Source organism: Leptotrichia hongkongensis (assembly GCF_007990635.1).
GTDB lineage: Bacteria > Fusobacteriota > Fusobacteriia > Fusobacteriales > Leptotrichiaceae > Leptotrichia > Leptotrichia hongkongensis.
The window spans coordinates 1,668,539-1,694,704 of record NZ_AP019846.1; the positions used below are offsets into that span (position 1 = coordinate 1,668,539).

Annotated in this window: 23 protein-coding genes; 1 reads left to right on the forward strand and 22 read right to left on the reverse strand. The window is 29.3% G+C overall.

Annotation, left to right across the window (positions count from 1 at the left end):
• Positions 1-23 precede the first annotated feature (23 nt).
• The 20 genes from FVE75_RS07880 to FVE75_RS07960 all read right to left on the reverse strand — a co-directional run bounded on the left by FVE75_RS07880 (position 24) and on the right by FVE75_RS07960 (position 22,796).
• Entirely contained in the window at positions 24-1,067 is a 1,044-nt protein-coding gene (locus FVE75_RS07880; RefSeq protein ID WP_147005972.1) for a DUF2207 family protein, read from the reverse strand.
• Positions 1,068-1,137: 70 nt separating this feature from the next.
• A complete protein-coding gene (locus tag FVE75_RS11740; RefSeq protein ID WP_332069808.1) occupies positions 1,138-1,911 on the reverse strand; it encodes a DUF2207 family protein in 774 nt (257 codons plus the stop codon).
• Positions 1,865-2,191, reverse strand: coding sequence for a DUF2207 domain-containing protein (locus tag FVE75_RS11745; RefSeq protein WP_269472153.1), 327 nt, complete (start codon positions 2,189-2,191; stop codon positions 1,865-1,867). The genes FVE75_RS11740 and FVE75_RS11745 overlap by 47 nt, the downstream gene beginning before the upstream one ends.
• A gap of 172 nt (positions 2,192-2,363) precedes the next feature.
• Positions 2,364-4,256: a DUF2207 domain-containing protein gene (locus tag FVE75_RS07890; protein WP_232052503.1), complete on the reverse strand. Its 1,893-nt coding sequence runs from the start codon at positions 4,254-4,256 to the stop codon at positions 2,364-2,366.
• A gap of 106 nt (positions 4,257-4,362) precedes the next feature.
• Positions 4,363-6,315 (reverse strand): DUF2207 domain-containing protein, encoded by a 1,953-nt coding sequence (locus FVE75_RS07895; RefSeq protein ID WP_147005973.1) that lies wholly within the window; start codon positions 6,313-6,315, stop codon positions 4,363-4,365.
• Positions 6,302-7,612: a DUF2207 family protein gene (locus tag FVE75_RS07900; protein ID WP_147005974.1), complete on the reverse strand. Its 1,311-nt coding sequence runs from the start codon at positions 7,610-7,612 to the stop codon at positions 6,302-6,304. Before FVE75_RS07900 ends, FVE75_RS07895 begins: the two co-directional genes overlap by 14 nt.
• A gap of 37 nt (positions 7,613-7,649) precedes the next feature.
• Positions 7,650-8,216, reverse strand: coding sequence for a LemA family protein (locus FVE75_RS07905; RefSeq protein WP_021744016.1), 567 nt, complete (start codon positions 8,214-8,216; stop codon positions 7,650-7,652).
• Positions 8,217-8,232: 16 nt separating this feature from the next.
• Positions 8,233-9,405: a DUF3999 domain-containing protein gene (locus tag FVE75_RS07910; RefSeq protein WP_147005975.1), complete on the reverse strand. Its 1,173-nt coding sequence runs from the start codon at positions 9,403-9,405 to the stop codon at positions 8,233-8,235.
• Positions 9,389-9,931 carry a DUF2339 domain-containing protein gene (locus FVE75_RS11540; RefSeq protein ID WP_232052504.1) on the reverse strand — a complete coding sequence of 181 codons (543 nt, stop codon included), beginning with the start codon at positions 9,929-9,931 and terminating at the stop codon, positions 9,389-9,391. Before FVE75_RS11540 ends, FVE75_RS07910 begins: the two co-directional genes overlap by 17 nt.
• Before the next feature lie 86 nt (positions 9,932-10,017).
• A complete protein-coding gene (locus tag FVE75_RS07915) occupies positions 10,018-11,985 on the reverse strand; it encodes a DUF2339 domain-containing protein (RefSeq protein WP_232052505.1) in 1,968 nt (655 codons plus the stop codon).
• Positions 11,986-12,120: 135 nt separating this feature from the next.
• Complete coding sequence (speB, locus tag FVE75_RS07920; protein ID WP_147005976.1) at positions 12,121-12,972, reverse strand: agmatinase; 852 nt, start codon at positions 12,970-12,972, stop codon at positions 12,121-12,123.
• 30 nt (positions 12,973-13,002) lie between these two features.
• Positions 13,003-13,845: a polyamine aminopropyltransferase gene (gene speE, locus FVE75_RS07925; protein ID WP_147005977.1), complete on the reverse strand. Its 843-nt coding sequence runs from the start codon at positions 13,843-13,845 to the stop codon at positions 13,003-13,005.
• 139 nt (positions 13,846-13,984) lie between these two features.
• Complete coding sequence (locus FVE75_RS07930; protein ID WP_147005978.1) at positions 13,985-14,515, reverse strand: glycoside hydrolase family 108 protein; 531 nt, start codon at positions 14,513-14,515, stop codon at positions 13,985-13,987.
• 73 nt (positions 14,516-14,588) lie between these two features.
• Positions 14,589-16,052, reverse strand: coding sequence for an aminotransferase class I/II-fold pyridoxal phosphate-dependent enzyme (locus FVE75_RS07935; protein ID WP_147006464.1), 1,464 nt, complete (start codon positions 16,050-16,052; stop codon positions 14,589-14,591).
• A gap of 590 nt (positions 16,053-16,642) precedes the next feature.
• A complete protein-coding gene (gene speD / locus FVE75_RS07940; RefSeq protein WP_021746703.1) occupies positions 16,643-17,506 on the reverse strand; it encodes an adenosylmethionine decarboxylase in 864 nt (287 codons plus the stop codon).
• 363 nt (positions 17,507-17,869) lie between these two features.
• On the reverse strand, positions 17,870-18,112 hold the full coding sequence (locus FVE75_RS11545; RefSeq protein ID WP_232052506.1) for a hypothetical protein: 243 nt from the start codon (positions 18,110-18,112) through the stop codon (positions 17,870-17,872).
• 137 nt (positions 18,113-18,249) lie between these two features.
• On the reverse strand, positions 18,250-18,738 hold the full coding sequence (locus FVE75_RS11550) for a hypothetical protein (RefSeq protein ID WP_232052507.1): 489 nt from the start codon (positions 18,736-18,738) through the stop codon (positions 18,250-18,252).
• Positions 18,739-18,784: 46 nt separating this feature from the next.
• Positions 18,785-19,300 carry a hypothetical protein gene (locus FVE75_RS07950; protein ID WP_232052508.1) on the reverse strand — a complete coding sequence of 172 codons (516 nt, stop codon included), beginning with the start codon at positions 19,298-19,300 and terminating at the stop codon, positions 18,785-18,787.
• A gap of 269 nt (positions 19,301-19,569) precedes the next feature.
• Positions 19,570-20,532: an AEC family transporter gene (locus FVE75_RS07955; RefSeq protein WP_147005979.1), complete on the reverse strand. Its 963-nt coding sequence runs from the start codon at positions 20,530-20,532 to the stop codon at positions 19,570-19,572.
• A 158-nt stretch (positions 20,533-20,690) separates the two neighbouring features.
• Entirely contained in the window at positions 20,691-22,796 is a 2,106-nt protein-coding gene (locus FVE75_RS07960; RefSeq protein WP_147005980.1) for a glutamine synthetase III family protein, read from the reverse strand.
• A 254-nt stretch (positions 22,797-23,050) separates the two neighbouring features.
• Here FVE75_RS07960 and FVE75_RS07965 point away from each other — a divergent pair, with 254 nt between their 5' ends.
• Positions 23,051-23,719 (forward strand): hypothetical protein, encoded by a 669-nt coding sequence (locus tag FVE75_RS07965; RefSeq protein WP_147005981.1) that lies wholly within the window; start codon positions 23,051-23,053, stop codon positions 23,717-23,719.
• A gap of 195 nt (positions 23,720-23,914) precedes the next feature.
• Here FVE75_RS07965 and FVE75_RS07970 read toward each other — a convergent pair whose 3' ends face one another.
• Together FVE75_RS07970 and FVE75_RS07975 are read right to left on the reverse strand one after the other, a co-directional pair.
• Positions 23,915-24,334 (reverse strand): hypothetical protein, encoded by a 420-nt coding sequence (locus FVE75_RS07970; protein WP_147005982.1) that lies wholly within the window; start codon positions 24,332-24,334, stop codon positions 23,915-23,917.
• A 517-nt stretch (positions 24,335-24,851) separates the two neighbouring features.
• Entirely contained in the window at positions 24,852-25,901 is a 1,050-nt protein-coding gene (locus tag FVE75_RS07975) for a 2,3-butanediol dehydrogenase (RefSeq protein WP_147005983.1), read from the reverse strand.
• Positions 25,902-26,166: the final 265 nt, after the last annotated feature.

Genomic DNA, 26,166 nt, shown 5'->3' on the forward strand with positions numbered 1-26,166 from the left:
ACTTTTCTAATCATCTACTTATCTTACCAAAAAATATATTTTTTTCTAAAAATCGGAAATTTCCTATCTACATACTCATTAACATAACATTGAGCTTCAGCATAACTTCCCATTATATTTAAAAAATCCAAAGAATCCTTAAAAATTCCTATTTTTTCATCTTCCACTTTAAATGCGATAATATAAGGAAATATTCTATTAAAATAATTAAGTTTTTCTTCTTCTGTTTCAAATTTATCTATCTTATTTTTCTCCGCAGTTTCAAAATACATTTTTAAACCTTCAATATACTCCATTTTTCGCTGTCCTGAAACTGTATATTTTCCTATTGCCTTTTCATAAACCAAAAATATTATTCCCAAAATAAACAGGCTTAATCCCAAATAAATCTCCATATACATCATTACAGCAACAATTATTCCCAATATAACTGCTACATATAAAAACTTTAAAATTCCTTCAGACATCCCGTGTACATACTCAAGCAATATAAATATAAACATTGTACCAATAATAGCACTTTCAAGATTCCCCTGTAATAATTTTAATAATATAAAAACTATAGAAACCGCTATTCCAAATATTACAGGGACAAAAAGCAAATAATTATTTTTATAAATTATTCTTTTATATTTTTTTTCCAAAAAATGCACAATGCGATTTTTAAATCCAATAATCCCTAGTTTATTCGCAAACAAATCATTTTCCGAAAGAACATCCAGCAAATTATTTTCCTCTTGAAATAAAGTTTCCTTCCTCAATTTAAAATTATATCTATTTTTCTGATTCAAAACATATTTTCTCTTTCCAGTACCATCTTCATCAACTTTGGAAATATATCCCTTCAGTATTAACGACAACATTCCAATTTTCAATATTTCCTTTGAATCCCTCTCGCCATTAATATAAGCCACAAACATTGCAGAAATATAATCTGACTCTGTAAATTCAGGAACAACTGCCTTTCTTTTCGGATCTCTTCCAAAAAAATACCAAGTTAAGACAGAATATATTGCGACAAGTATAACTACAATAATTTCAATTATAACTACATAAGATTTATTCATTAATAAGCTCCTTTAATACATTTTTATACTTTAACCTTCTCAAGCTCTAAACTTATCTAATCTTAATAAGTCAAACTTTAAAAAAATCAAATACATTTTTAAACAATTTATTAGGAAATATCGAAACTGTATATTCATCGACAAAATATTTTGCCTCTTTGTAACTTCCCATCATATTTAAAAAATTTAAAGAATCCATAAATAATTTAAAACTTTCATCTTCTATTTTAAGTGCAACAGCATAAGGAAGCAAATAATTAAAATAATTAAACTTTTCCTCTTGCGTTTCAAATTTATCTATCCTGTATCTTTCCGTTGTATTAAAATACATTTTCATCCCTTCGATATATTCCATTTTTCTTCTTCCTGCAGTCGTGTACTTTCCTATCGCTTTTTCATAAATCAAAAATATTATCCCTAAAGTAAATAAACTTATGCCTGAATAAATATCAACATACATTATAACCCCAATAATTCCACCTATAACAACTGTAATATATAAGAATTTCAAAACTCCCCTTGACATATCATACACAAGTTTTAACCATACAATTCCTGCTATTGTGGTACGAACTGAATTTTCAACATTTCCCTTTGTTAATTTCAATAATAAAAAAAATAATAAAATCACAGTTCCTAAAATAAATGGAATAAAACAAAAATAATTATTTTTATATATCGTTTTATTATATTTTTTCTCTAAAAAATGTACAATACGGTTTTTATATTTTAAAATTAACTGTTTATTGAAAAATAAGTCCCCCTCAGATAAAATATCCAGTAATTCATTTTCTTCTTCAAATAAATTTGTCTTTCTTAATTCTAAATTTTTTATTTTTATTATTCAAAATAAATTTTTTAATTTTACCTTTTTTGTCTTTAATAACGGAAATATAATTTTTGGATAATAATGACAATATTCCAATCTTTAATATTCTTATTGAATCTCTTTCCCCATTAATATATGCGATGAACATTGCAGAAATATTATCTGGCACATTAAATTCAGGAACAACAGCCTTTCTCTTTGGATCTCTTCCAAAAAAATACCAAGTTAAGATAGAATACACCGAAACAAATATAACTAAAACTGCTTCAATTATAAGCATACCAAATTTATCCATTAACAATCTCCTTAAAATTCAAATTGCATCTTTTCATATTCCATCTCTTTCATTTTCTGTATATTCTGTTCAATTTATCTTTATTCCTACACAAATTTGAAAAATTAATATTTTATAACAATATTATAAACTAAAAAACAATACTTTACAACAAGAAAAAAAGCCAGTATTTCTACCAGCTTCCTCCACCTCCTCCGCCAGAACCTCCGCCAGAGAAGCCTCCCCCACTAAAGAAGCCGCCTCCGCCTGAGCCACTTTTAGATGAACTAAATTTTTCACTCATAATTTTCGATTTTCCACTACTGTAACTTCTTGAAAATGCATTCGTAAAACTGTGGTTACTATAAGCGTATATATGAGTATGGCTATTTATATAAGATTCATTTATGTCAAAGTTGTATATTTTTATTGTTTTTTTCATTAATTTTATTGCCTCGTTTTTTACTCCAAGTGCTACTGCGAAAGGTAAAATTCCATTAAAATATTCGATTAATTCCTTTACATTGTCAAATTTTCTTATCTGATTCTCTTCCGCTGTTTTTATATACATTTTCATACCTTTCAGGTATTCTTTTTTTCTTAAGCCTTCATTTGTATATTTACCAATTAACTTTGCATACACAATAAACAATATTACAAAATATGTTGTAAAAACAAAAATCTCAATTCCCTGATAAAAAGATACACCTAAAATCACTATAATTAATAATCCTATTAACAATTTTTTACTAACTGTTATCCAAATTCTATGAAAAAATGAGCCTAATGTTATAAGTATATACAATATTATAAAAGTGTTGAAAATCTCAAAATTTGTCTGTGAAAATATAAAAATCATAAAAACAGGAGCTGTACAATAAAATGGAACTAAAAAACTTCCATTATTTTTATAAATTATTTTATGATACTTATCCTTCAGAATTTCAATAATACTATTTGCCTTATTATAAATTCTTTTTTCACTACCAAAAATATCATTCTTTTCTGAAGAAAGAGCATCAAGCAGCATCCTTTCCTCTTCCGCCAGCTCAGTTTCCTGTGTATACGCAGTTTTGGATTCCTTGTTATATTTAATTTCACCATTAACTCTATTTGCTACTATAAACCCTTTTGTAAGTAATGTAAATATTCCTGCATTTAATATCTCCACTGTGTCTCTTTCACCATTTATATATGCCGCAAACATTGGAGAAATGTCTTTTGGCAAATTAAATTCTGGAATTACAGATTTTCCTTGCGGATCTTTTCCAAAAAACTTCCACGTTACAATAGAATATATTGTTAAAAATAACAATAAAAATGGCAAAATTATTATTGCTGGATTGGAAAGATATACAATTTTTAGCTTATCTACTAAAGTTGGACTTATTTTATCCGTTTTCAAATTTAGCATAAATGTAAGCCCATTTTTGGCCTCCAGCTCTTTTATTGAAATGTATATTTCCTCATCATTTTCTAAAATGTCATAATTTTCACCTTTTTCTCCATAACTTCCAGTATAAACTTCCAACTTTTCAATTTCATTTTTTTTAATTTTTTGCCCATCAGGAAATCTTATAATAACACTTGCCTGTTCAATAGGAACATTCCAAAACTGTCCAATAGCATTGTAATACACTTGATAAATTCCATCTTTTTCAAACACAGCATTATAAATATCGTAATTTAGCTCGTATACGCTCTCAGTCTTATACAAATTTACAAGTTCTGTTTCGGAACCTATTCTGTACCTTATTCCTTCATAAAAATGATTTTTTGTATATTCTTCATCCTTTCCGTCCCTCTTTATCCAATTCATTTTGATAAAAGACTTATGAACATCAAATCCAAACCTTTTTGAACGCAAAGGAATATCTCTATAAATCCCGTGCTTAAACTCTTCGCCAAACTGATAATCAATCACTTCATTTACAGTCAGCGTGCCATTTTTATTAATTTGCACTGTAACTTCATAATTTCTTATTTTTTCACTATGCAATATTACTGCATCAAGCCTGCTTGAATTAAATAAAAACATCACCATAAACATAAATAATATTGAAAATTTTTTATTTTGAAATATCATATTTTATCTATCCTTATTTTTAGTTATTCTAAAACTTTTTCAGTATCAAACTTTAAAAATTATACAAATTTAAAATTTATGTAAAAATCATAAAAAGCCAGTATTTCTACCAGCTTCCTCCACCTCCCCCGCCGGAACCTCCGCCAGAGAAGCCTCCACCACTTGAGAATCCGCCTCCTCCAAAACCGCTTCCGCTCGAATTTCTAGAGTTTTCTCTCAAAGTGCTAAATCTTTCTTCTGCTATTTCATTGTATGCATTGTTATAACCTCTTGAAATCATATCTGATAAAAAGAAATTATTGTATGAATTAAAATGTACTCCTCTATTTATGTAAGAATATGTACTTTCATCAAAATCATAAAGTTTTATTGTATTCTTCATAAGTTTTACTGCTTCATTTTTTACACCAAGAGCTACTGCATAAGGCAATATCCCTTTAAAATAGGCTACCAGTTCATCTACATCATTAAATTTCATAATTTGATTTGCTTCAGCAGTCTTTATGTACATTTTCATTCCGTCCAGATATTCTTTCTTTCTCATTCCATCAACAGTATATCTTCCAATTATTTTTGAATAAACAACATACATTGCCATAATTATTCCAATTATAATGAAATTTAAAACTCCATATATTAATGAAAAGAATAATACTGCTATCCACTTAATAATTTTTAAAAATTTGCTATTATTTCCATAAATATTATTGATAATTGAAAAAATCGTATTTAATACTATTCCAAAGAAAATAGCAACCATAACTAGAGAAACTGCTCCAGAAATGCCATCCGAAATACCTGCCGTTCCGCTGCTTGCAGTTGATGAAATCATAAAAACTATAATCATACCGACAATAAAGACAATATTAAAAATGTTATTATCCTTGTAAACTTTCTTTTTATACTCTTTTTCAAATGATTTTAATATTTTATTTGAAGCATCGTAAAGGCTTCTTTCTTTTTTAAATATGTATCCATTATCAGAAAGAGCATTAAAAACAATCTTTTCTTCTTCTGCTAATTCAGGCTTGCTTTTTCTACTGTCAGACAATGTATATTCTACATTTCTTCCATTACCTTCTTCATCATTAGCTTCAACATAACCTTTAGAAAGCAATGAAAGCACTCCGATTGTTAGTATTTCTTTTGGCTCTCTTTCTCCATTGATATAAGCCGCATACATGGCAGAAATATCCTTTGGTATGTTAAATTCAGGAACAATTGCCTTTTTATTTACATCTCTTCCAAATATATACCACGTTACAAATCCATAAATTGCTAGAATTATTATTATAATCGGTCCTACAGCAATTAAAGGATGAGCATAATAAAGTGTCTGTAATTTATCCCAAAATGTTGGGCTTATATTATCTGTTTTTAAATTCAGACGAAAACTTAATCCATTATATGCCTCTAAAACCTTATTTGTTTTAATTTCAACAGTTCCATTATTCAAATTTGTAATATAATCTTTCCCACTTTGTCCATATTCACCTGTAAAAATATCTAATTGCCTAATTTCATTTTTTAAAACAGGTTCTCCATTTCCAAATTTTATATTTACCGCAGCTTTTTCAATAGGAACTTGCCAAAATTGACCAATTGCATTAAAGTAAACCTGATAAATTCCATTTTTTTCAAATACTGCATTATAAATCACATAATTAAATTCGTATCTATTTACGCCATTTTCCACAAATCTGTCTGCAGAACCAACCCTATATCTAATACCTTCATCAAAAAGTTTTGTAGAGTATTCTTCAGAAATACCATTTCTCTTTATCGAATTCATTTTTATATAAGATTTGTAAATATCCACGCCGTTTTTCTTTGAACGTAACGGAATATCCCTATAAATACCGTGCTTTGCCGCACCGTCAAATTCATAGTCAATCACTTCATTTACTGTCAAAGTCCCATTTTTATTCATCTGAACTGTAACTTCATAATTCGTTATTTTTTCAGCAATTAATGATTTCGCACTTAAGAAAAATAATGTGAAAAATACAAACATTATTGAAAAAATACTGTTTAATTTTCGGTTGCTAAAACTCTTCATAATAATTTCCTTCCAATGCTTCATTAGAAGCTTTTTCCAATATTTCTTTTGCAAATATCTCATTCCCAAATGATTTCATAAATTTATCATTTTTATAAATAAATATATTAAGTGTATTTTCAATATATTCCTTTTTATCCTCAAGCCCTGATATTTCTATAGATTTTTTTATCATTTCTACAACATGTTTTTGCACTTTCAAAGCTTGTGAAAATGGTAAAATCTTTTTAAAATATGAAATCAACTCTTCTACATCATTAAACTTTTTAACTTCCCCACTTTTTACGTACATCTTAAATCCTTCCAAGTCCTTTTTTATCCTAGCCCCTCCATCTGTAAACTTTCCAATATTCCTAAAATAAAGCACAAGTAAAATTGTTACCAAGGTTATAATCACTCCTGCTATTCCAAAAGGAAATAACATAAGTCCTGCCGAAAAATATACAATACCACAGAATACCCCTATTAAAAGAGAAATCATTAATTTTATCAATACCGGAAATCCTTTAGTTTTTAAAATTAAAAAAAGTATATTTGACAAAAGTATTGCCCAGAAAAATGTTGGAAAAAGAACAATTAATGGCACAATCGCATTCATTCCTTCAAAAATAAAAAGTAAAATTCCAAATAAAAATATTATAATTATGTAAAGTATTTTTAACTTCCAATTTGAATTATAAAACCTTTTATCCCATTTTTCCCTATTTATAGACTTTATTCCAATTAAATACAAGAAAGCGTAGTTTCCTCTCCCATCAAATTTTTCCTTCAAAACCTCAAGAATTTTAAGAAGCTGGTTCATAATAGGGTTTTTATACCCAAGAATACTCTCCTTGTCGTATTCAATCAAAAATTCTAAAATCATTCTCTCTTCTTCTGAAAGTTCCCATTGCCTACATCCATAATCATTGATTTTACCCATATTGAACCCATACTTCTTCTTGGTTATCTGTCTATAATATTTTTTAATGTCAACAATTTCAACAGTCTTTTTATCTTTCTTTATTTCGTGTTCATCTTCTGTCACTTTATAATTTTTCAAATCAACATAATCTTCAATTATTACAAATTCTTTGCTTATTAGTTCCAATAATCCAAGATATGCCAAATCTATTGTCTGCTTTGAACCATCCATATAAGCCGCCATCATTGCTGAAATTTCTTTAGGCGGCTCTGACACCGAAATAATTTCATCAACAGAATTCTTCCCAAATTTTTTCCACGTAATATAGCTATAAATCACCAATGTTATTAACATTATCAATAAAATTATTATTTGAGTCAAACTTATTTCCATAAAGTTATTTCCTTTACGATAATTTTACTAAAATTTTTTAAAACTTAACTTCTGGAGCCTTTTCTGCTCCTTCCACAGCATTAAAGAACTCGGCTTTTTTAAATCCAAAAATTCCACCAAAAATATTATTCGGAAAAGTTTCTACAAAAGTATTTCTGTCTCTTGCTGTTCCGTTATAATATTTTCTTGAACTTTGAATTTCTGTTTCTATTTGAGTCAATTGAGATTGCAGGCTCAAAAAGTTTTCATTTGCCTTCAAGTCTGGATAATTTTCCTGTAACATCATTATTGATCTTAACGTTTTTGTCATTTCATTTTCAAGTTTTTGAATTTTTTCAATATTATCAATATCCTTTGTATCAATCGACATCATTTGACTTCTCAATTTTACCACATTTTCCAGCGTTTCCTTTTCATGCGTTGCATAACCTTTAACAGTATTAACAAGATTTGGTATCAAATCCAGCCTTTTTTGCAAATATACGCCTATTCCACTCCAACCTTCCTCATTCAGATTTTTTAGTCTAATATATTTATTATAAATTCCCATTCCGACTACAACCAAAACTACCAAAATTCCTATTAAAATAAATACAATACTCATAATTCATTCTCCTCTTCTATTTTTTATTTTTATTTATTTTATTTACCATAAATCCAATTAATATTACCACAACCACCCCTATAAAAACATTATAATAAACCGTGTAATCTCTTGGCTTTGAAACTTTCTTTTCATCTGCTTTTTCCAATTTTCCTACAAAAACTTCATCTCGTTCTTTTATTGAATCAGCAAATTCCGCAATATCGTACTTAGGCTTATCTAAACTTTCATCTCCAAAGGTTATTTTATAATCTTCCCCTTCTGTAGCCCTAAACACAATTCTGTCTGGAACATAGTTTCCTGTTACTTCATTTATTTTGAGCGGTGAATTATCTCCATTCTGTATTTCAACGATTATTTCAGACAATTTTGGAACATTTTCTAAATTTATTATCAAATTTGACTTTTCCCCAACTTTAGAAATTATCCCTTCTGCATAAAAATTATCTCCGCTTCTCACAGTATAATTTCTCTGAAACTCATCATTTACATCTAAAACAATATTTTTTAATGGCAAAAACTTGCTCTTGATTTTCAGAATTGTACTTTTTCCTTCCTGCTCAATTTTATAATCCAATTTTATCCCTACAGTTTTAAGTTTTCCAGCCTCATTATTTGACAATTTCAAAATTGCTTCACTAAAGATATTTCCTTTATCTAATGGCGTTACAATTTTATAAAATTCATATCTTTTTTCTGAAAATTCGATTGTCAAGTTTGACTTATCAGGTGTCTTATAAATTTCTCCCGAAGTTATCTGTTCCCAATCTGTACCGTTATTACTTCCAAGCAAAGTATATTCGGTGTAAAAATTTTTGGAAGGAATCAGCGCAAGCCTGTTTCCAATTATATCCTTTAACAAACTGTCAGAATTAAATTTTACAATAAATTCCATTTTATCCTTTTTCGTCAATACTTCATCTATTTTTGCCCTTGCTACAATTTTTTCGCTGTGTTTTTCCTGTTCTTTTCCAGTTTCGATAACATAAGGAACTTCCTTACCATTCTTATCAATTATCCGTATATCTCCAAGATTATTTTTACTGTTCTCATAAATATCCTCTGTTAGAAAAAATTGCTTGTATGCAGATTTTCCTGTTATTCTTATAGTTTTAAAATACTGACTGGAAAAAAGTTGAACAATTGTCAATAAAAATAAAAACAATATTATTTTATTTATTTTCTTCATTTTTCTCACCTTTCCCAAAATTCTTGTCACTCAAGCTCTCTTTCACTTCCTGCTCCAACTTCTTTAAAGCCGTCTGATAAATATAAGAAGTTCCAATCAAAATAGCCCCCATACTAAAATAAGCAATCAACTTATAGGAATTATCAAATCGTAAGAAATCCCATAAAAAACTTTTTGCCACAAAAAATATTCCTATTCCAAGCCCAATTCTTCTAACATTCCTATTTGGCACTCTAAATCCTTTCCAGACTAAATATCCACATAATAGCAGTCCAACTATATCCAAAGCTAGTCCAGCTCCTAAAATTAATACACCTGAATCTTCATATATCCGTAAAATAATATTTGCTACACAAAGGAAATATATTGATTCTCCCAGTATCCACAACGGCTTTTTCTCATTTTTTTTGAAAAAGCATAAATGAATATCATTTTTAGCAACCATAAATAAATATATATTTATTAAAATTGGCAAAAAGAACGGAAATATATAACTTATTGCTACTCTTTCTATTAATATATCCATATCCGAACTCCAACCAAAAAAATACAGGATAAGATTAATCATATTTATGAATAACAAATAAATTATTTCAATTATTATCAAGAATTTCAAATTAAAACTATCTTGTAATTTTTCGCTTTACACGTTACTGTTCTTAAAACAAAAAGCGAAACTAATAAACTCAAAAATATATTTTCACCATAATTTATCATTTTAAATGAAGTAACAACATTAAAAACAACTTTATTTATAAAAAATATTGAATATGTAAAAATCAGATATTTAAATATTCCATTTAAAATCCTAACTTCCGTCTTGTAGCTTTTTTGTTTTATCAGGAAATAAAGCACAAATGAAAAAGATATTATCATCAAATCTTGAATATACACAAGCAAATATTTTTCTTCCCGCACAATTAAATTACTTACCAGCGAAACTAGATAAATCGCAATCGTTCCATATCGCATTTCTTTGTTTTTGTATTTTCTATAAAAGAAATATAATAGTGCAGTTTCAGCACCCCACGCAACCACAACAAATTTTTCTGGCACAATTAACGGAATAATCAGGATAAAACTTCCTAATGCAACTATATAAAAGATTTTTGCAACTTTGTTGTCCTTTAGCCTGTCGCCAAAAAATCCGTAAATTATTCCGACTGTTCCAACTAATACGGCTTTTAGCCAACTTGGCGTTGCCTTGTCAAACAAGCTGTAAATCAATGAAAATTTTATAATTAGATTTAAACTTAGAAATATATAGTCGATTATGTTGCTTTGGCGATTTTCTTTTTTGTGTGAATTTAGGAAAATGAAACTGTATGCTGTTGTGAAAATTATGATGTAGAAAAATGCTGTAATCTTGTCGTGAATACTATGATTCAAATAATAAACTAGCCCCGTCATATTTACTACACCTGTAACAAATCCAAAAATCTTGCTATATATCCAGTCTTTTTTCCAAGAAACTCCAAGCACAATTCCCTGCAAAATCAAAGAATATGCCAAAACATAATAAATCTGGACATTGCTCTTATTCACCCAAATATAAGCTCCGTAAGGCAAATATCCACCAATCAGCGACAATACTCCAATTATCTGGCTATCATATCGCAATGAAAGAATCACAACCAGCCCTGTCAGTATTACCGATATAAAAAGTCCCGCTGTCATTGGATAGAGTTTAAGATAAAGCGTAGAAAGAAGCGTAGTCAAATAAAGAATACCAATTCCACCGCCAATCAGCCCAACTGCAAAATGCTTTTTATTTTTCTGATAAAATTTTTCTCCAGCAAAAAGAAAAAACATCCCAAGCAAATACGAAGCCGAACTTTTTACATAATTATTTGAAAGAATTTTTACAAACTGTGTCCGAAATACCAAAAAAACTCCCAAAAAGATTGATATTATCCCTAAAAAGTTAAATCCCTTCAAACCAATAAGTTTTTCAAATACAAATCTTTTTTTCTCTCTTTCAAAAAGGATTTCCCCTTCCTTCAAAGCCGTTTCTTCTTTTATCTTATTATGAAACACCGAAGATTCCTCTTGAAGAAATACTTTATTTTCAAAAGTTTTCCTATTACTTTTCTCTAAAAAATCACCAATTTTCCCATTAATTTTTTTGAGTTCATCTCTTAATGAATCAGCTTCATCTGAAAATTCGTGAGAAAGATTTCTTTCCAGCATTTTGACTTTTCTCTTCATTTCCTCTGCATAATTAGAAAGTCTTCTAGTCACTCCACTTTCCAATTCCACATTCATCTTCGCAGCCAAAATATTCTGAAACTTATCAATCTCACCATTTCTCCTAACCTTTTTCGCTTCCTTCAATTCCTCAATAAGCACTGCATTACTATTTTTAAGCCTTCCAATTTCCTCTTCCCTAATTTTCACCTTTTCATGAAATGCCTTTAAATCTTTCACTAGCCTTTCATTCTCTTCCAAAAGTTCCTTTTCCCTGCTTATTCCAGCCTCATTTTTTATATTTGCAATTATTAATTCTATCTCCGAATTTATTCTCCCAATTTCCTTATACTTATTCTCAAGATTCTCTAATTCTTTTAGTTTGTCAATCATTGTAAAACCACCTCAAAACTCGCAAATTTTTTATAAATGTATTCTGTCAGTTTTTTGCAACATATTATCCAATCTACTATATTCAAAAAAGTATCTGTACCATTTATGCACAAACACTTTTTTCTTTAAAATAAACTATTTATAAATAAACAATAAAATTTCTCTTAGCAACTTGCAAGCTAGTGCTGTAGATTGCCCAGACTGGTCATACACAGGCGATAATTCGTTCATATCAAGCCCAACAATATTTAACTGCGAAATTTTTTCTATTGCCTTATGAAGTTCCACAAAAGTGACTCCTCCAGCTTCAGGTGTTCCAGTTCCAGGAAATTCCGATGGATCAAGTACATCTAAGTCTAATGTAAAATACACAGGTTTCCCTTTTAATTTTTCTACAACTTCATCAAGTCCATCAAAATTAAATTTTGTTGTATGAAGATGTTCCTTTGCAAATTTCCATTCATCTCTTTCACCGCTTCTTATTCCAAACTGAAAAATTCTGCCATCTCCAACAATGTCCCAACATCTTCTAATTACAGAAGCGTGTGAATAATACTGTCCTAAATACTCATCTCTCAAGTCTGTATGTGCGTCAAACTGTATAATATGCAAATCTGGATATTTCTCAGCAACCGCTCTTACAGCTCCCAATGTAACAGAATGCTCTCCACCAATCATAAACGGAATTTTCCCATCCTTCAAAATTTCTGCCGTTTCATCCTGAATATCCTGCAATGCACTTTCTGAATTTCCAAACGAAAGTTCCAAATCTCCTCCATCAAAAACCTTAATATCCTCCAAATCCTTATCTTGATAAGGACTATACGTTTCTATTCCAAAACTCTCATTTCTCATAACTGCTGAAGCAAATCTAGTCCCTGGTCTAAACGAAGTTGTACTGTCAAACGGCGCCCCAAAAATAGCAATTTTACTCTCATTGTATTCATTGTCGCAACCTATAAATGTATGTATATTTTTATTTCTCATATAAATTCTCCTTATCGTATTTATTCTAAATTATTTTATTAAATCTTTCACATAATTTGGCAAAGCAAATGCTCCTTTATGCAATTCCGTGTTATAATATTTCGTTTCTATCCCAAACTTATTCCATTCATCAGCCTTCAAATCTTCTACAGGATTGAATTTTTTTGAAGCAAATCCAAATAGCCAATGTCCTGACGGATATGTCGGTATATGCAGTTGATAAACTGTTGCAAATGGGAAAACCGCCCTTAATTGTTTGTTTGCCCTTGCTGTTGCTTTAGCATCTGCCTCATAATATGGGCTCTCGTGCTGATTCACAAGAATTCCGTCTTCTTTTAATGCATTAAAGCAGTTTCCATAAAATTCTCTTGTAAATAAATCTTCTCCAGGCCCAAACGGATCTGTCGAATCCACAATTACAATATCATATTCATTTGCCTTGGAACGTACAAATTTCAATCCATCCTCATAATAAATATGAACTCTCTTGTCATCCAGCTTATTCGCTGTCTTAGGTAAATATTCACGACAAAGGTCGACAACCATCTTGTCAATTTCCACCATATCAATTCTCTCAATATGCTCATATTTTATAAGTTCACGAACAGTACCGCCATCTCCAGCACCGATTACCAATATTTTCTTAGCCTTAGGATTTACAGCCATAGGAACGTGAGTTATCATTTCATGGTAAATAAACTCATCCTTTTCTGTCAGCATCATAAATCCATCCAATGTCAAAAATCGCCCAAACTCTGGCGACTCAAAAATATCAATTCTCTGAAAATCACTTTTCGCACTAACTAACTGCTTATCAATCTTTATAGAAAAACGAACATTTTTCGTATGTTCTTCTGTGTACCATAATTCCATCTGCTACACTCCTTTCAATTTGTATTACCTATTTTTTTAATATCTAATCTTTTATTTCCAATGTTTTGTACTTTAAAACTTTTTTATAAATTCCTCAAAATTTCCATTGTTTATAATTTTATTCTATTTCTTACACTCATTAAACGTTTCTCAAATAATTTTCCTTAACCTTAACTCTGTTCAGCCATCCAGCTAGAAAATCATTCTGAGTTACATTATTTTTAGCAAGAGATTTGTAATATTCACGCTGTAAATTATGATAAACCATCAAAAATTTAGCTGGATTAACTTCGTTTAAATATTTTAATGTCATAGGCCCAACCGCTCCATCTACACTAATTACATTTTTACCATAAACCTTGTTTACAGCTTCCTGAGCCTTTTTAATTCCATATCTTCCAGCATTTACTGAAAAATCAAATATGCTTAGTGCCACTTTATCATTTTTGACTTGATCCAATTTTCTAGCCTTATAATATTTTTCCTCATAAATTTTTTGTGCCATTGCTTTTGTTAAATCTTTCATGCTACCTTTGTATCCACATTCTCTGGCTCGTTCCTTAGTAATACCATATTTTGTTTCCCCGCCTTTATCATTCTTATCATTAGAGTAGCTTCCTTCAACTAATAAAATATAATTAAAAAATTTCAAAAATCTGCTGTCAGCCATTTTTGGTTTCCTTCTTTCATTTATTTTAATTGGAATTTCGCAGATACTGTCTGCGTTTTTACATCAAAAATTTTCACTCCAAAACAACATTTATCTTTTCAACATGCATATCCTCAGTTCCTGTTAATAGACATCCTTTTTCCTTTGCATATTCAATATAATTTATGATTTCCTCAGTAATTCGCTCTCCTGGTGCTAATATTGGTATCCCTGGCGGATAAGCCATAACAAATTCACCACTTATTTTACCAGCACTTTCTTTTATGGGAATCATTTCCTTTTCTGAATAAAAGGCTTTTTGTGGCGGAAGCACAACATCAGGATTTATATATTCATGATCAAACATTCCTGTAGAGTCTTTTGAGTAAAGCCGTTTAATTTCTGCAAGTGAAGATATTAGCCGTTCTATTTCCAAACCTCTGTCTCCCGCCGAAATTATCGCCAAAATATTTCCCAAATCTCCAAATTCAATCTGAATTTCATAATCATCCCGCAAAATATCATAAACTTCAATTCCAGCAAGCCCAATATCCTTTGTATACACAGATAATTTTGTCGTATCAAAGTCATAAACCGAATCTCCATCAATCAGTTCTTTCCCATAGGCATAATATCCACCTAGTTTATTAATTTCATTTCTGGCATATTCTGCAAATTTAACTGTCTTTTCAAAAAGTTCCCTTCCATTTATTGCTAAATTTTTTCTTGCCACATCAAGCGAAGTCATAAGCAAATACGATGCACTCGTAGTTTGAGTCAAGTTTATAACTTGCCGAACATAATCAGCGTTTATTCTCTCACCACTTAACAAAATCGAACTTTGTGTTAAAGAACCACCTGTCTTATGCATACTAATTGCCGCCATATCTGCTCCAGCTTCCATAGCTGAAATTGGTAAATTTTCATCAAAGTAAAAATGTGCTCCATGTGCCTCATCAACTAACACAAACATATCATTTTCATGTGCCAGTTTTACAATAGATTTTAAATCTGAACAAATTCCGTAATAAGTGGGATTATTCACTAATATTGCTTTTGCATCAGGATTTTCCTGAATTGCCTTTTTCACATCATTAATCGACATTCCAAGTGATATTCCCAATTTTTTGTTAAGTCCAGGGTTAATATAAACTGGAATTGCTCCACAAATTACCATTGCATTAATGGCACTTCTATGCACATTTCTCGGAATAATAATTTTATCTCCAGCTTTACAAGTCGCCATAATCATAGCCTGCACAGCCCCAGTTGTTCCACTTACCATAAAATAAGCCTCTTTTGCCCCAAAAGCCTCCGCCGCTATATCCTGAGCCTCTTTAATAACCGAAGTTGGATGGCATAAGTTATCAAGCGGCTTCATCGAATTAACATCCATCTGCATCGCATCTAGCCCAATAAAGTCCCGAAATTCCTTGTTTCCACGCCCTCCTTTATGCCCCGGTACATCAAATCTCACAACCCTATTAGAAAGATGATTTTTTAAAGCATCAAAAAGAACTGTCTTATTCTGTCTATCTGTATCAATATTTTTCCCCATTTCTTCAACTCCTTTCATATTTTTACTTTTAATTATTACAATTCTAAATTTCAAAATTTTTCACTAAATATTTAGACAAATTACATTTACATTTTGATTAGTAACTATTTTTTTATAATTTATATGTTTTTTTCTTAAAAGCAAAGGGGAACAATCGCCATCCCCTTTTATTTCGCAATATTAGTTATTTCAATTTCTTCAAATTATAATATCTGAAGATTTTGGCGAAAGCACTACGCACTAATCCCAGCTCGTCTAAGCATTTTCGATTCAATTATAATATGTAATTTGATGAAAATAGATACCAAGCAAAATTTCGTTAGAAGAAAAATAGCTGTTTGAGCTTTTGTAATTTATTTTGAAGTTAAATATATTTATTCGTATTAAAACAATTTATACTCAAAAGCGAGTTCTATTTTTCTTTTATAAGAAAGTTTTGCGTTAAGCGGGGTTGTAAGGGCATGGCGTTTGATGCCCTTACGTTAAAATAAATAATATAAAAAAATAAAAAATAACTATTAACTAGACAAATCTATAATAAAATTTATACAACAGTTAATTTGAAGACTTAATTTAAGTATAAAATATGTTTAATAAATATTCATTCCACTATAAATTTCAATCATTTCCTTCCTAAGTCTATCCGTAATTTCCAGCCTTTTTTTAGGTGCGATTTCATAAACATCTTGATTGAATAGATAATTTTGTAATCTGATTTCCTTTATTAGCATTTTTGTATGGAAAATGTTAGACTGGTATACATTTACGTCAATCGCATCGTATATTTTTAATTTTTCAGGCTCAATATAATCTTGAATAGAAGTTATATTATGATCTGTAAAAAATTTCTTTCCTGAAATATCCCTTGTAAATCCACGTATTCTGTAATCAATCGTAATTATATCAGAATCAAAGCTGTCTATCAGATAGTTTAACGTATTTAGCGGCGAAATTTCCCCGCAAGTTGCAATATCAATATCCACTCTAAAAGTGGAAATTGAATTATCTGGATGGTATTCTGGGAAAGTATGCACTGTTATATGGCTTTTATCCAAATGGGCGTGGACTGTATCCGTATCCTGACTTGCCCCACCTTTTTTTATACTGTTTTCATCCATTCCAATTTCCTCAAAAAATGGCTTTCCTCTATTACAAGACTTGTCGATATTTTCTGGACTTATTCTTTCTTCTGCAATCAAAACGTTTACAGAGGCCCCTTGTGGCTCGTAATCCTGCTTTGATATGTTCAAGACTTGTGCTCCAATCATTTCTGCCACACGAATAAGTATTTTTGTAAGCCTTTCTGAATTATATTGCTCATCAATGTATGCAATATAGTCCTTCTGCTCCCTCTCTGTTTCCGCATAGCAAATATCATAAATATTAAAACTTAATGTTTTTGTTAAATTGTTAAATCCATATAACTTAATTTTATTATTTTCCAACTCATTCATCACTTCCTCTCCCATTTCTTCATATTACACTAAAAATTCCTTTAAAAATCAAATAAACCTTTAATTTGAGCATTATAGTAAAACTGCTTTAAAACTAAACTCAAAAGGTTATGACTATTTTACTCAAACCCTAAATTTATATAATTTTTAGTAGTTTAATTTTAAATAGGTTTGAGTATATTTTCAAAACATTACTGACTCAGTCTTAAAAATTTATTTATTTTTTACATATTTTTATTTATTTTTTATTTTATTTTTCGCCAAATTATATCATTTATACACAATTTTTACAATTAAAATTACAAAATGAATTTTCAAAAAAAATCACAGCTAAATTACTAACTGTGATTATAATAAAATATTTCAAATTATTCTATACTTTACTATCCTATTTTCACACCCCATAACATAAATTTCATTCTCAATTACACAAATTTTTACAATTCTTTCCTTCAATACTTTCTCCTGTTTTAAAATATTGAACTTACCATCTGTAATTACCAATTCTCCATTTTCTAAGCCAATAAAATATTTTCCTTCAAATTCTTCAATATATGTTATTTTTCTGTCAGAAATTTTTATCGAATTATAAAGTTCCTGATCCAAAATATTCCATATTTCAATTTCTCCATCTTCTGTTCCTGCAAAGTATTGGAGTCCAACTATTTTTGAATAAGTGTGATTTGTTTCAGTTTTTACTTCAAATATTTTTTTTAATTTATTTTCAAAAATACTTATAATGTTTATATGTTTCCATTTTCCCTAAATTTTGTTGCACAGTTGGCAATTGTAAATATTTTATAATTTCCATTTTTTCTATTTTTGGTGAGCTTAGCGGAAATTAATTCTTTTGTATCGACATCATATGAAAAAAGATCGTTATTTTTGATGTATACAATTCTACCACTTGTTATAAAGTTCATTACTCCAATTGAATCTTCTATATCAAATACAAGCTCAACGATTTTCTTTTTATTTCCGTCACATTTGTATACTTTTCCATTAGGAGTAGAAACAAAAAACATACTTGAAACAAATAACTGATTTTTTTCTTTTATATATTTTATGATTTCACAGTTTTTTACCTTTCCGCCACTTTCCTTCTCAAACTTTTCTTTATTAAAATATATAAGCTTTTCTCCTGTCGTTATGATTCTTTTATTTATTGGCTCAACTCCAAAGTCATTTATCGGTGTTTTATATTTTATATCTTCTTCTAAAATTAATTCCATTTTTCCCCTTAATTAGTATACTATATCTTCTGTCGGAAGATACCCGCTATCTTTCAAAGTTTTTAACATGTGTTTGTGCACTTGTTTTTGAAAAAATTTCGTTGTTATAATAAGTTTTCCAATCTCCATCAACTTTATCTGTATCCAAAATATACTTAAACAGCATAAAAGTATCCTTTTTTCTTGCATCATAAGCATATAATCTAAAAGTATAGTATCTTGGTTTATCTTTTGTATCTTTTTTTGGAAGATTTGTAGGTATGAGTTTAGCAATATCGTTCTCAAAATCAACTAATATTCTAAAAATGTTTTCATACCTAAGCTCTTTTCTTTCTCGTATATTATAAACCAGACCAACTTCAAGATTCCCTATTCCAACGTAATATGTCATAAAATCACGTTCAACATCACAATAAACATTTCCTTTTAGTCTAGAACGGCTTATTAATTCAATTTCCTTAGATACATATATATTAGGATTTTTTATCCATTTACAAGTATTTATATTTGAAAATGAAATTCCTGATACCAATAAAACAAGTATTATTATTAATTTTTTCACTTTTCCTCCTAAAATTTACAATTATTACATTAAATATTTTATAAATTATTCATTATAATTAGTTTTGAAAAAATATATTTTAAACTTATAACTACATATGTTATTAATTTTAAAATGATTTATATAATTTTTATTTTGCCTTTTATTTCCGTTATTGAATTTTTTCAATAAAAGTTTACCACATTTTTTTATTAATTTCAAGATTTACTATATTTTCAAATTTTTGCAAAAAAAGAAAATCAAATTAATGATTTTCAAAATTTAAAATTTTATATATGAATTATATTCAAAATACTCATCAGAATTGGAACAACCAATATGAATAAAATCGTACTTGTTGTAACTACATTTGTGGAATATCCAATATCTCCATTAGTTTCATTAACTAAAATTGGCAATGCTGCAAACACTGGTGCTGCTGACTGTAGCACAAACGTTTTTATTTCCAAATCATTTAACTGCACAAAATGTCCAGCAATTTTCAATAACACAATCATGACAATTGATGAAAATACAAATCTTCCAAGTAAAGCCAAGTTTGTATCCAAATCAAACCGAATACTGTGAAGCCCTGCATCTGCCAATACTATTCCAATATATAGTAATGCAAGAGGTGTTACAACACTTCCAAGATATTTTGTAGTTTCCACAATTGGAGTTATTACTTTTATGCCTGATAAAAGTACAATAAAGGCTATTACAAAAGCAATAAGTGGAGGCGATAACAACTTTTTCAGATTAAATCCACTTTTTTCATCTTTATTGCCTTCCAATGAATCACCTGCCAGAAGCATATACCCTAAAGTCCAAATTGATACAGTATTTGTAATATAATACATTAAATAATATTTGGAAGCCGCTTCTCCAAAAAGTGCCATATTCAACGGAAGTCCAATAAATATCGTATTTGCATTTACTACCGCATTATAAAAGACTCCACGTCGACCTTCTCTCATCTTCACTAGCTTTATTACAAAAAAAGCTGCAGTATATCCGATAATAACCGAAGCAAATGTAAAAATCAAACGATTTGACACTTCCTTCAAAGCATCCATATTCAAATATTTCAAGACTGAATAGAATATCGAACAAGGCAAAGCCACATTTGTAATAAGTTTTGACACATTTTCACTAAATGTGTGATGAAACCAGTGTCTTTTTTTCAAAATATATCCAATCGCAATCATAACAATAATAGGGAAAATACTTCCCAGTGATTTCAAAAAAATCATTTTTAAACTTTCCTTTCTTTACTACACCCATTTCTTTCAAAATCAAATCTAATAATTCCATAACATTTAAAGTTGATTTTACAACAATTCACTACAAAAATATTATTTTAAACAAACAAAGCAAGGACTCGTTAAAGTCCCTGCACTTTTTATCAATATTATAACTTAAACAGTAAATCAGTATAAGTTGGGAAATTCCAGTATTCCTTATCAATAATTTTTTCCAAATTATCACAAGGTACTCTTAACGCTTCCAGTCCTGTTACTAATTTTTCTTTTGCTAAATCTGTCTGTTTTACTAAATCTTTTTCATTTCTTACTCTGTTAATTTCTTTTTCGAGTGATTTTACTTCTTTTCTTAAAGTTGTAATATTTTTAAGCACATCTTTTAATATTTCTTCCTGCTCTTTTATAAATGCTTTTCCATATTTGGCATTTTTTTCAATATGATCAGCTAATAAATTGGCATATTTCAATCCAGATGGCAAGATATTTTTATTTGCAATGTCAATCAATGTTCTTGACTCTATGCTTAATTGCGTTACATATCTGTCTGCATAGGCATTGTATCTTGCGATAGATTCCTGTTCAGAAAGCATTCCAATTTCCTGAGTTAATTCAAGAACATCTTTATCTATCATTTTTCTAAGTGCTGTATTTGAAGCTACTTCATTTGTAAGTCCACGTTTTTTAGCTTCTTTTGCCCATTCTTCACTATATCCATTTCCATTGAAAATTATTCTATGGTGTTTTTTATAGGCATTTGCAATAATTTCATTTGCCACTTTTTGCAGAGATTTCTCAGTTGCTTTTTCAAGTTTATCTGCATATTCAGACAGAACTTTTCCTACCATAGCATTTATTACAGCCGCAGAAGTTGCAGGTGTAGAGCTTGACCCTGGCATTCTAAACTCAAATTTATTTCCAGTAAATGCAAATGGCGAAGTTCTATTTCTATCTCCAGCATCCATACTAAATGTTGGTAATACATCAACTGACAAGTTTACTTTTGATGATTCTGACACAGGTGCATCTTTTTTGTATGCAATATTATTCAAAACTGTTGTCAATTCATCTCCCAAAAAAACTGAGATAATTGCAGGTGGTGCTTCGTGTCCACCAAGTCTATGATCATTTGTTGCAGTTGCAGTTGCATATCTTAACATTGGATAATATCTGTCAACAGCTTCAATTACTGCGGCCACAAAGATTAAAAATTGCGTATTTGATTTCATATCTTTTCCAGGACTGAAAAGATTTTTACCATCATCAGTTCCTAGCGACCAGTTATTATGTTTCCCTGAACCGTTTACTCCTGCAAATGGCTTTTCGTGAAGCAATGCTACCAGATCGTGTCTTAATGCTGTTTTTTCAATAGTTTCCATTATTATCTGATTCTGATCTGATGCCAAGTTTGCTACTGAAAATAGCGGTGCTACTTCAAACTGGTTTGGAGCAACTTCATTATGTCTTGTTTTTGAGGGAATCCCTAATTTCCAAAGTTCAACATCAACATCACTCATAAAGTTTATTACTTTTTCTTTGATTTTTCCGTAATAGTGGTCACTTAGTTCCTGTCCTTTAGGTGCAGATGCTCCAAATAATGTTCTTCCTGTAAGCAATAAGTCATCTCTTGCTTCAAACATATCTTTTTTTACAAGAAAATATTCCTGTTCCACTCCTAAAGTGTTAAATACGTGATTAGCCGTAGTATTTCCCAAAGCCCGTAAAACTCTTAATGCTTGTTCACTTATATATTTCATTGTTCTTAATAAAGGTACCTTTTTGTCCAACGCTTCACCAGTAAATGAAATAAAGGCTGTAGGAATATATAATGTAACTCCATTTTTATTTTCTCTTATGAACGGATATGAACTTGTATCCCAAATTGTGTAACCTCTTGCCTCAAATGTGCTACGAAGCCCTCCGTTTGGAAATGAAGATGCATCAGATTCACCTTTTATCAAATTATTTCCAGAAAATTTGTAAATAACCTCCTCATTTTCAACAGGTTCCAAAAATGAATCATGCTTTTCTGCTGTCAAGTCATTTAATGGCTGAAACCAGTGACAGAAGTGAGTAGCTCCTCTTTTAGTTGCCCAGTCCTTAATTGCATTTGCAATAACTTCAGCAGTTTCTTTCGACAATTCAGTTTCACCTAGTTGCGACGCCTTAAACTCTTTAAAAACGGCTTTGGAAACTCTTTTTTTCAAATTACTGTCTCTAAAAACGTTTTCTCCAAAGCTTTTCATAGCGTTTTCCATAAAATTTAACCTCTTTTCTGTATCAATTTCTTATGGAACAGTGCTTTTCCACTCTCCATTTTTCTAACTATGTTTTATTATACAATGTGAGAAAATATAAGTCAAACAAAAAATTTCTTATTTTCTTTTTCTATTTGATAGACTGTATGATAAAACACACTCAAAAAAAACTTTATGCTATAAAAAATAGTAAAAACTTAAAAAATATGTTAAAATACTAACATAAACAAAACTACCAAAGGAGTTTATTACCCATGAAAAAACTACTAACTTTTCTTTTACTAACACTGTCAATCCAGCTATTCTCAGCCAATTATAAAGTTGTCCTAAAGAAAGGGGTTACTTTATCACAGCAGGAAATTACAAAAAATAATAGTGAAATTGAGATTGCGGCCAAAAGGGATTATGATTCAATTAAACGAGCAGTATCAGTTGGGATGAAATCTATGATTTCCAGAATGATGGATGAACAAATTCAATTACCTGCAATAAGTCAAAAAAATTCTCTTAAATTTCAGAAAAAAATGAACGAATTATATAATGACATGTTCGATTATATAATGAATAAAAACAAAATTGACGTTGAAAAAATAAGATATGTTACAAATGATATTGTCGAAGTAACATTAAATATAAAAACCCCAGATTTCACAACAAATTTACAAAAATATTCAGAATTAATGAACAGCAACTTTCTAAACGAAAAAGAAATGAAAAATCTAGATAATTTCTCAGAAGACGAAATCTTTGATAAAATAATAACAAAAATGTTTAGCTCAATGAAACAATCCTTCCAAAGAACCGATAAGTATGCTTCTATGAAAACAACAATTTATTTAGAAAAAGATAATGGAAAATGGGGAATTGCTGAACTTGATGAAAAACTTAAAAACTTTAGAGAAATATATAAATCTGTAAATTAATAAAAAATTATAAAAGGCTACCCATTTTCAGGTAGCCCTACATTTTATTAATTCTAATATTTCAGGGAATATATGCAATAACTCCTTTTATTATTATTTTAATTGACTGTATATAAAAATTATTTAACTTTAATATAACCTTTATCCCTGTATTCAAAATATTCTTTTAGTCATTTTGATATACACCTCTCATTTTTAATTTAATTGCTTGCTGTATTTCAACGGCATAGGTCTATATAATATTTGATATAGCATTTTATTGAGAGGACAGTCTAAAATTATGCTTTTATCATTTTCAACAAAGTTATCAATCACATAGATACTATTATTGCCATCTGAAATTTTTATTATTTCTTTACTTTTATAGTTTTTTGATTTTGAAAAACTATATTTCTTATGAACTTTATCAGAGTAAATTGTGCTTTTTTCAGTATTATTAAAATCATCATAATTAAATTCCATTTTTTCTAATAAATCTTTTATGATTTCATTTATATTTTTTATTTCACAAATAACAAAAGTATTTTTTTTATCTTTACCTGATGAAAAAGCATCAGTAATATAATTACATGCATACTTAAAAAAAGTGGTAGTTTCATCAAGATTTATTACCAAATCATACTTTAAAAATTTTTCTAATAGATATGAATTTTATGTCGTCATAATAAATTTCTTTTTCATAAATAATCCATTAATAGTTATTTTTATTTTTCAAAATTTATTGCTGTGTATTTTTCAAAAAATTGTAATAATAAATCTATAAAAATATATACAATCTTCCCAACAAATATACCAAAGATATCAATTAGGTTAAAATCAAACCAAGAATATTTTATTTTCATCTTTTTCCTTTCATTTATTTCTAATTTTTTTATTATATTCCACAAATTTATATCATAATTTTATGATACAGTCAATCTACTTGAAAATTTAAGAAAAATATTTAAAAATAATGAATTGATTATAAATATAGCCTAGTTTCTTACTCTCATTTTAAACTAAAATTTCAAAAAAGGATAAGTGACAAATTAAAAGGATTAGTCCCTGATTTATTTAGAAACTAATCCTTATTAATAAGTTAAATTAAGTTTTTCCGATTTTAAAGCTAGTATATACATCTTATATTTTACAATTATTTAGGCGATACTAAAATCTTAACTTGGCTTTTTTCTTTTACAAGTGCTTCAAATCCTTCATTTACGATGTCTTCTAATTTAATTCTTTTTGTTACTAATAAATCTTTCGAGAAGTATCCTTGTTTCATTAATTCCAATGTTTTAGGGAATACATCACGGTATGCAATAACTCCTTTTATTGTTCTTTCTTGAATTACTACTTCATTAGGCTGAATTGGAGCTTCTGTTTCCCAGATACTTACAACCATCAATTCTCCATCTTTTTCAGCAACTTCTAAAGATTGTTGCAATACAGCAGGAACTCCTGTAACTTCATAAGAAACATTTACTCCACCATTTGTTTTTTCCTTTATATATTCAACTGTATTTACTTTTGTAGGATCTACGATTATTGCTCCCAATTTTTTAGCGATTTCCTGTCTTTCAGGTGAAACTTCCACAGCATAAATTTCTGTTGCTCCAGATGCTCTCAATGCGTCAATTATAAGAAGTCCAATTGGTCCACAACCAAATACTGCTGCTGTATCTCCTGTATTAAATCTACTTTGTCTAACTGCGTAAACTGCTACTGCTGCAGGTTCTGTCAATGCTCCCTGTTCATAATCAATTTCATCTGGTAATTTATGAGCCTGATCCTCATTTACAACTACAAATTCAGAGAATCCCCCTCCTCCACCAGCAAGTCCGATAAAGTTCAAGTTAGGATCCAAATTATATTTCCCAATTAATCCATTTTTTGCTAAAATTGGCTCAACTGTAACTCTGTCTCCTACTTTAAATTTTGTAATTCCGCTTCCTATTTCCACGACTTCTCCACAAAATTCGTGTCCCATTGTGATTGGGGCTTTTTCATTTGTATATGGATGTGGAGCATTTGCTGGAATAAATATTGGTCCTCCTAAATATTCATGTAAGTCACTACCACATATTCCTGAATATTTTACTGCTATTTTAATTTGATTTTCTCTTGTAATTTCTGGTACTTCAACTTCTTCTACTCTTACATCTTTTCTATTGTGCCATCTTGCAGCTTTCATTGTTGCCATTTTGATTTCCTCCTATTTTTCCTATTTTATTTCTTACCTTAATAGTATACCCTACTTTTTCTTAAAATCAATATCCTCTTCTTATTTTTCTTTTTTTTAATAAAATATAGTATAAATTAATTCGTCGGAGCATTTTTATGCGATGACAAAACTGTTTGAGCATCGCGAGTTTTTTGTCAGTGCAAAAAAATGTCGTAGACTAGCCATAGGTTATTGCGTAGCAATCTTGCCATAATTTTAATTATTAGGATAAATATTTATTGCA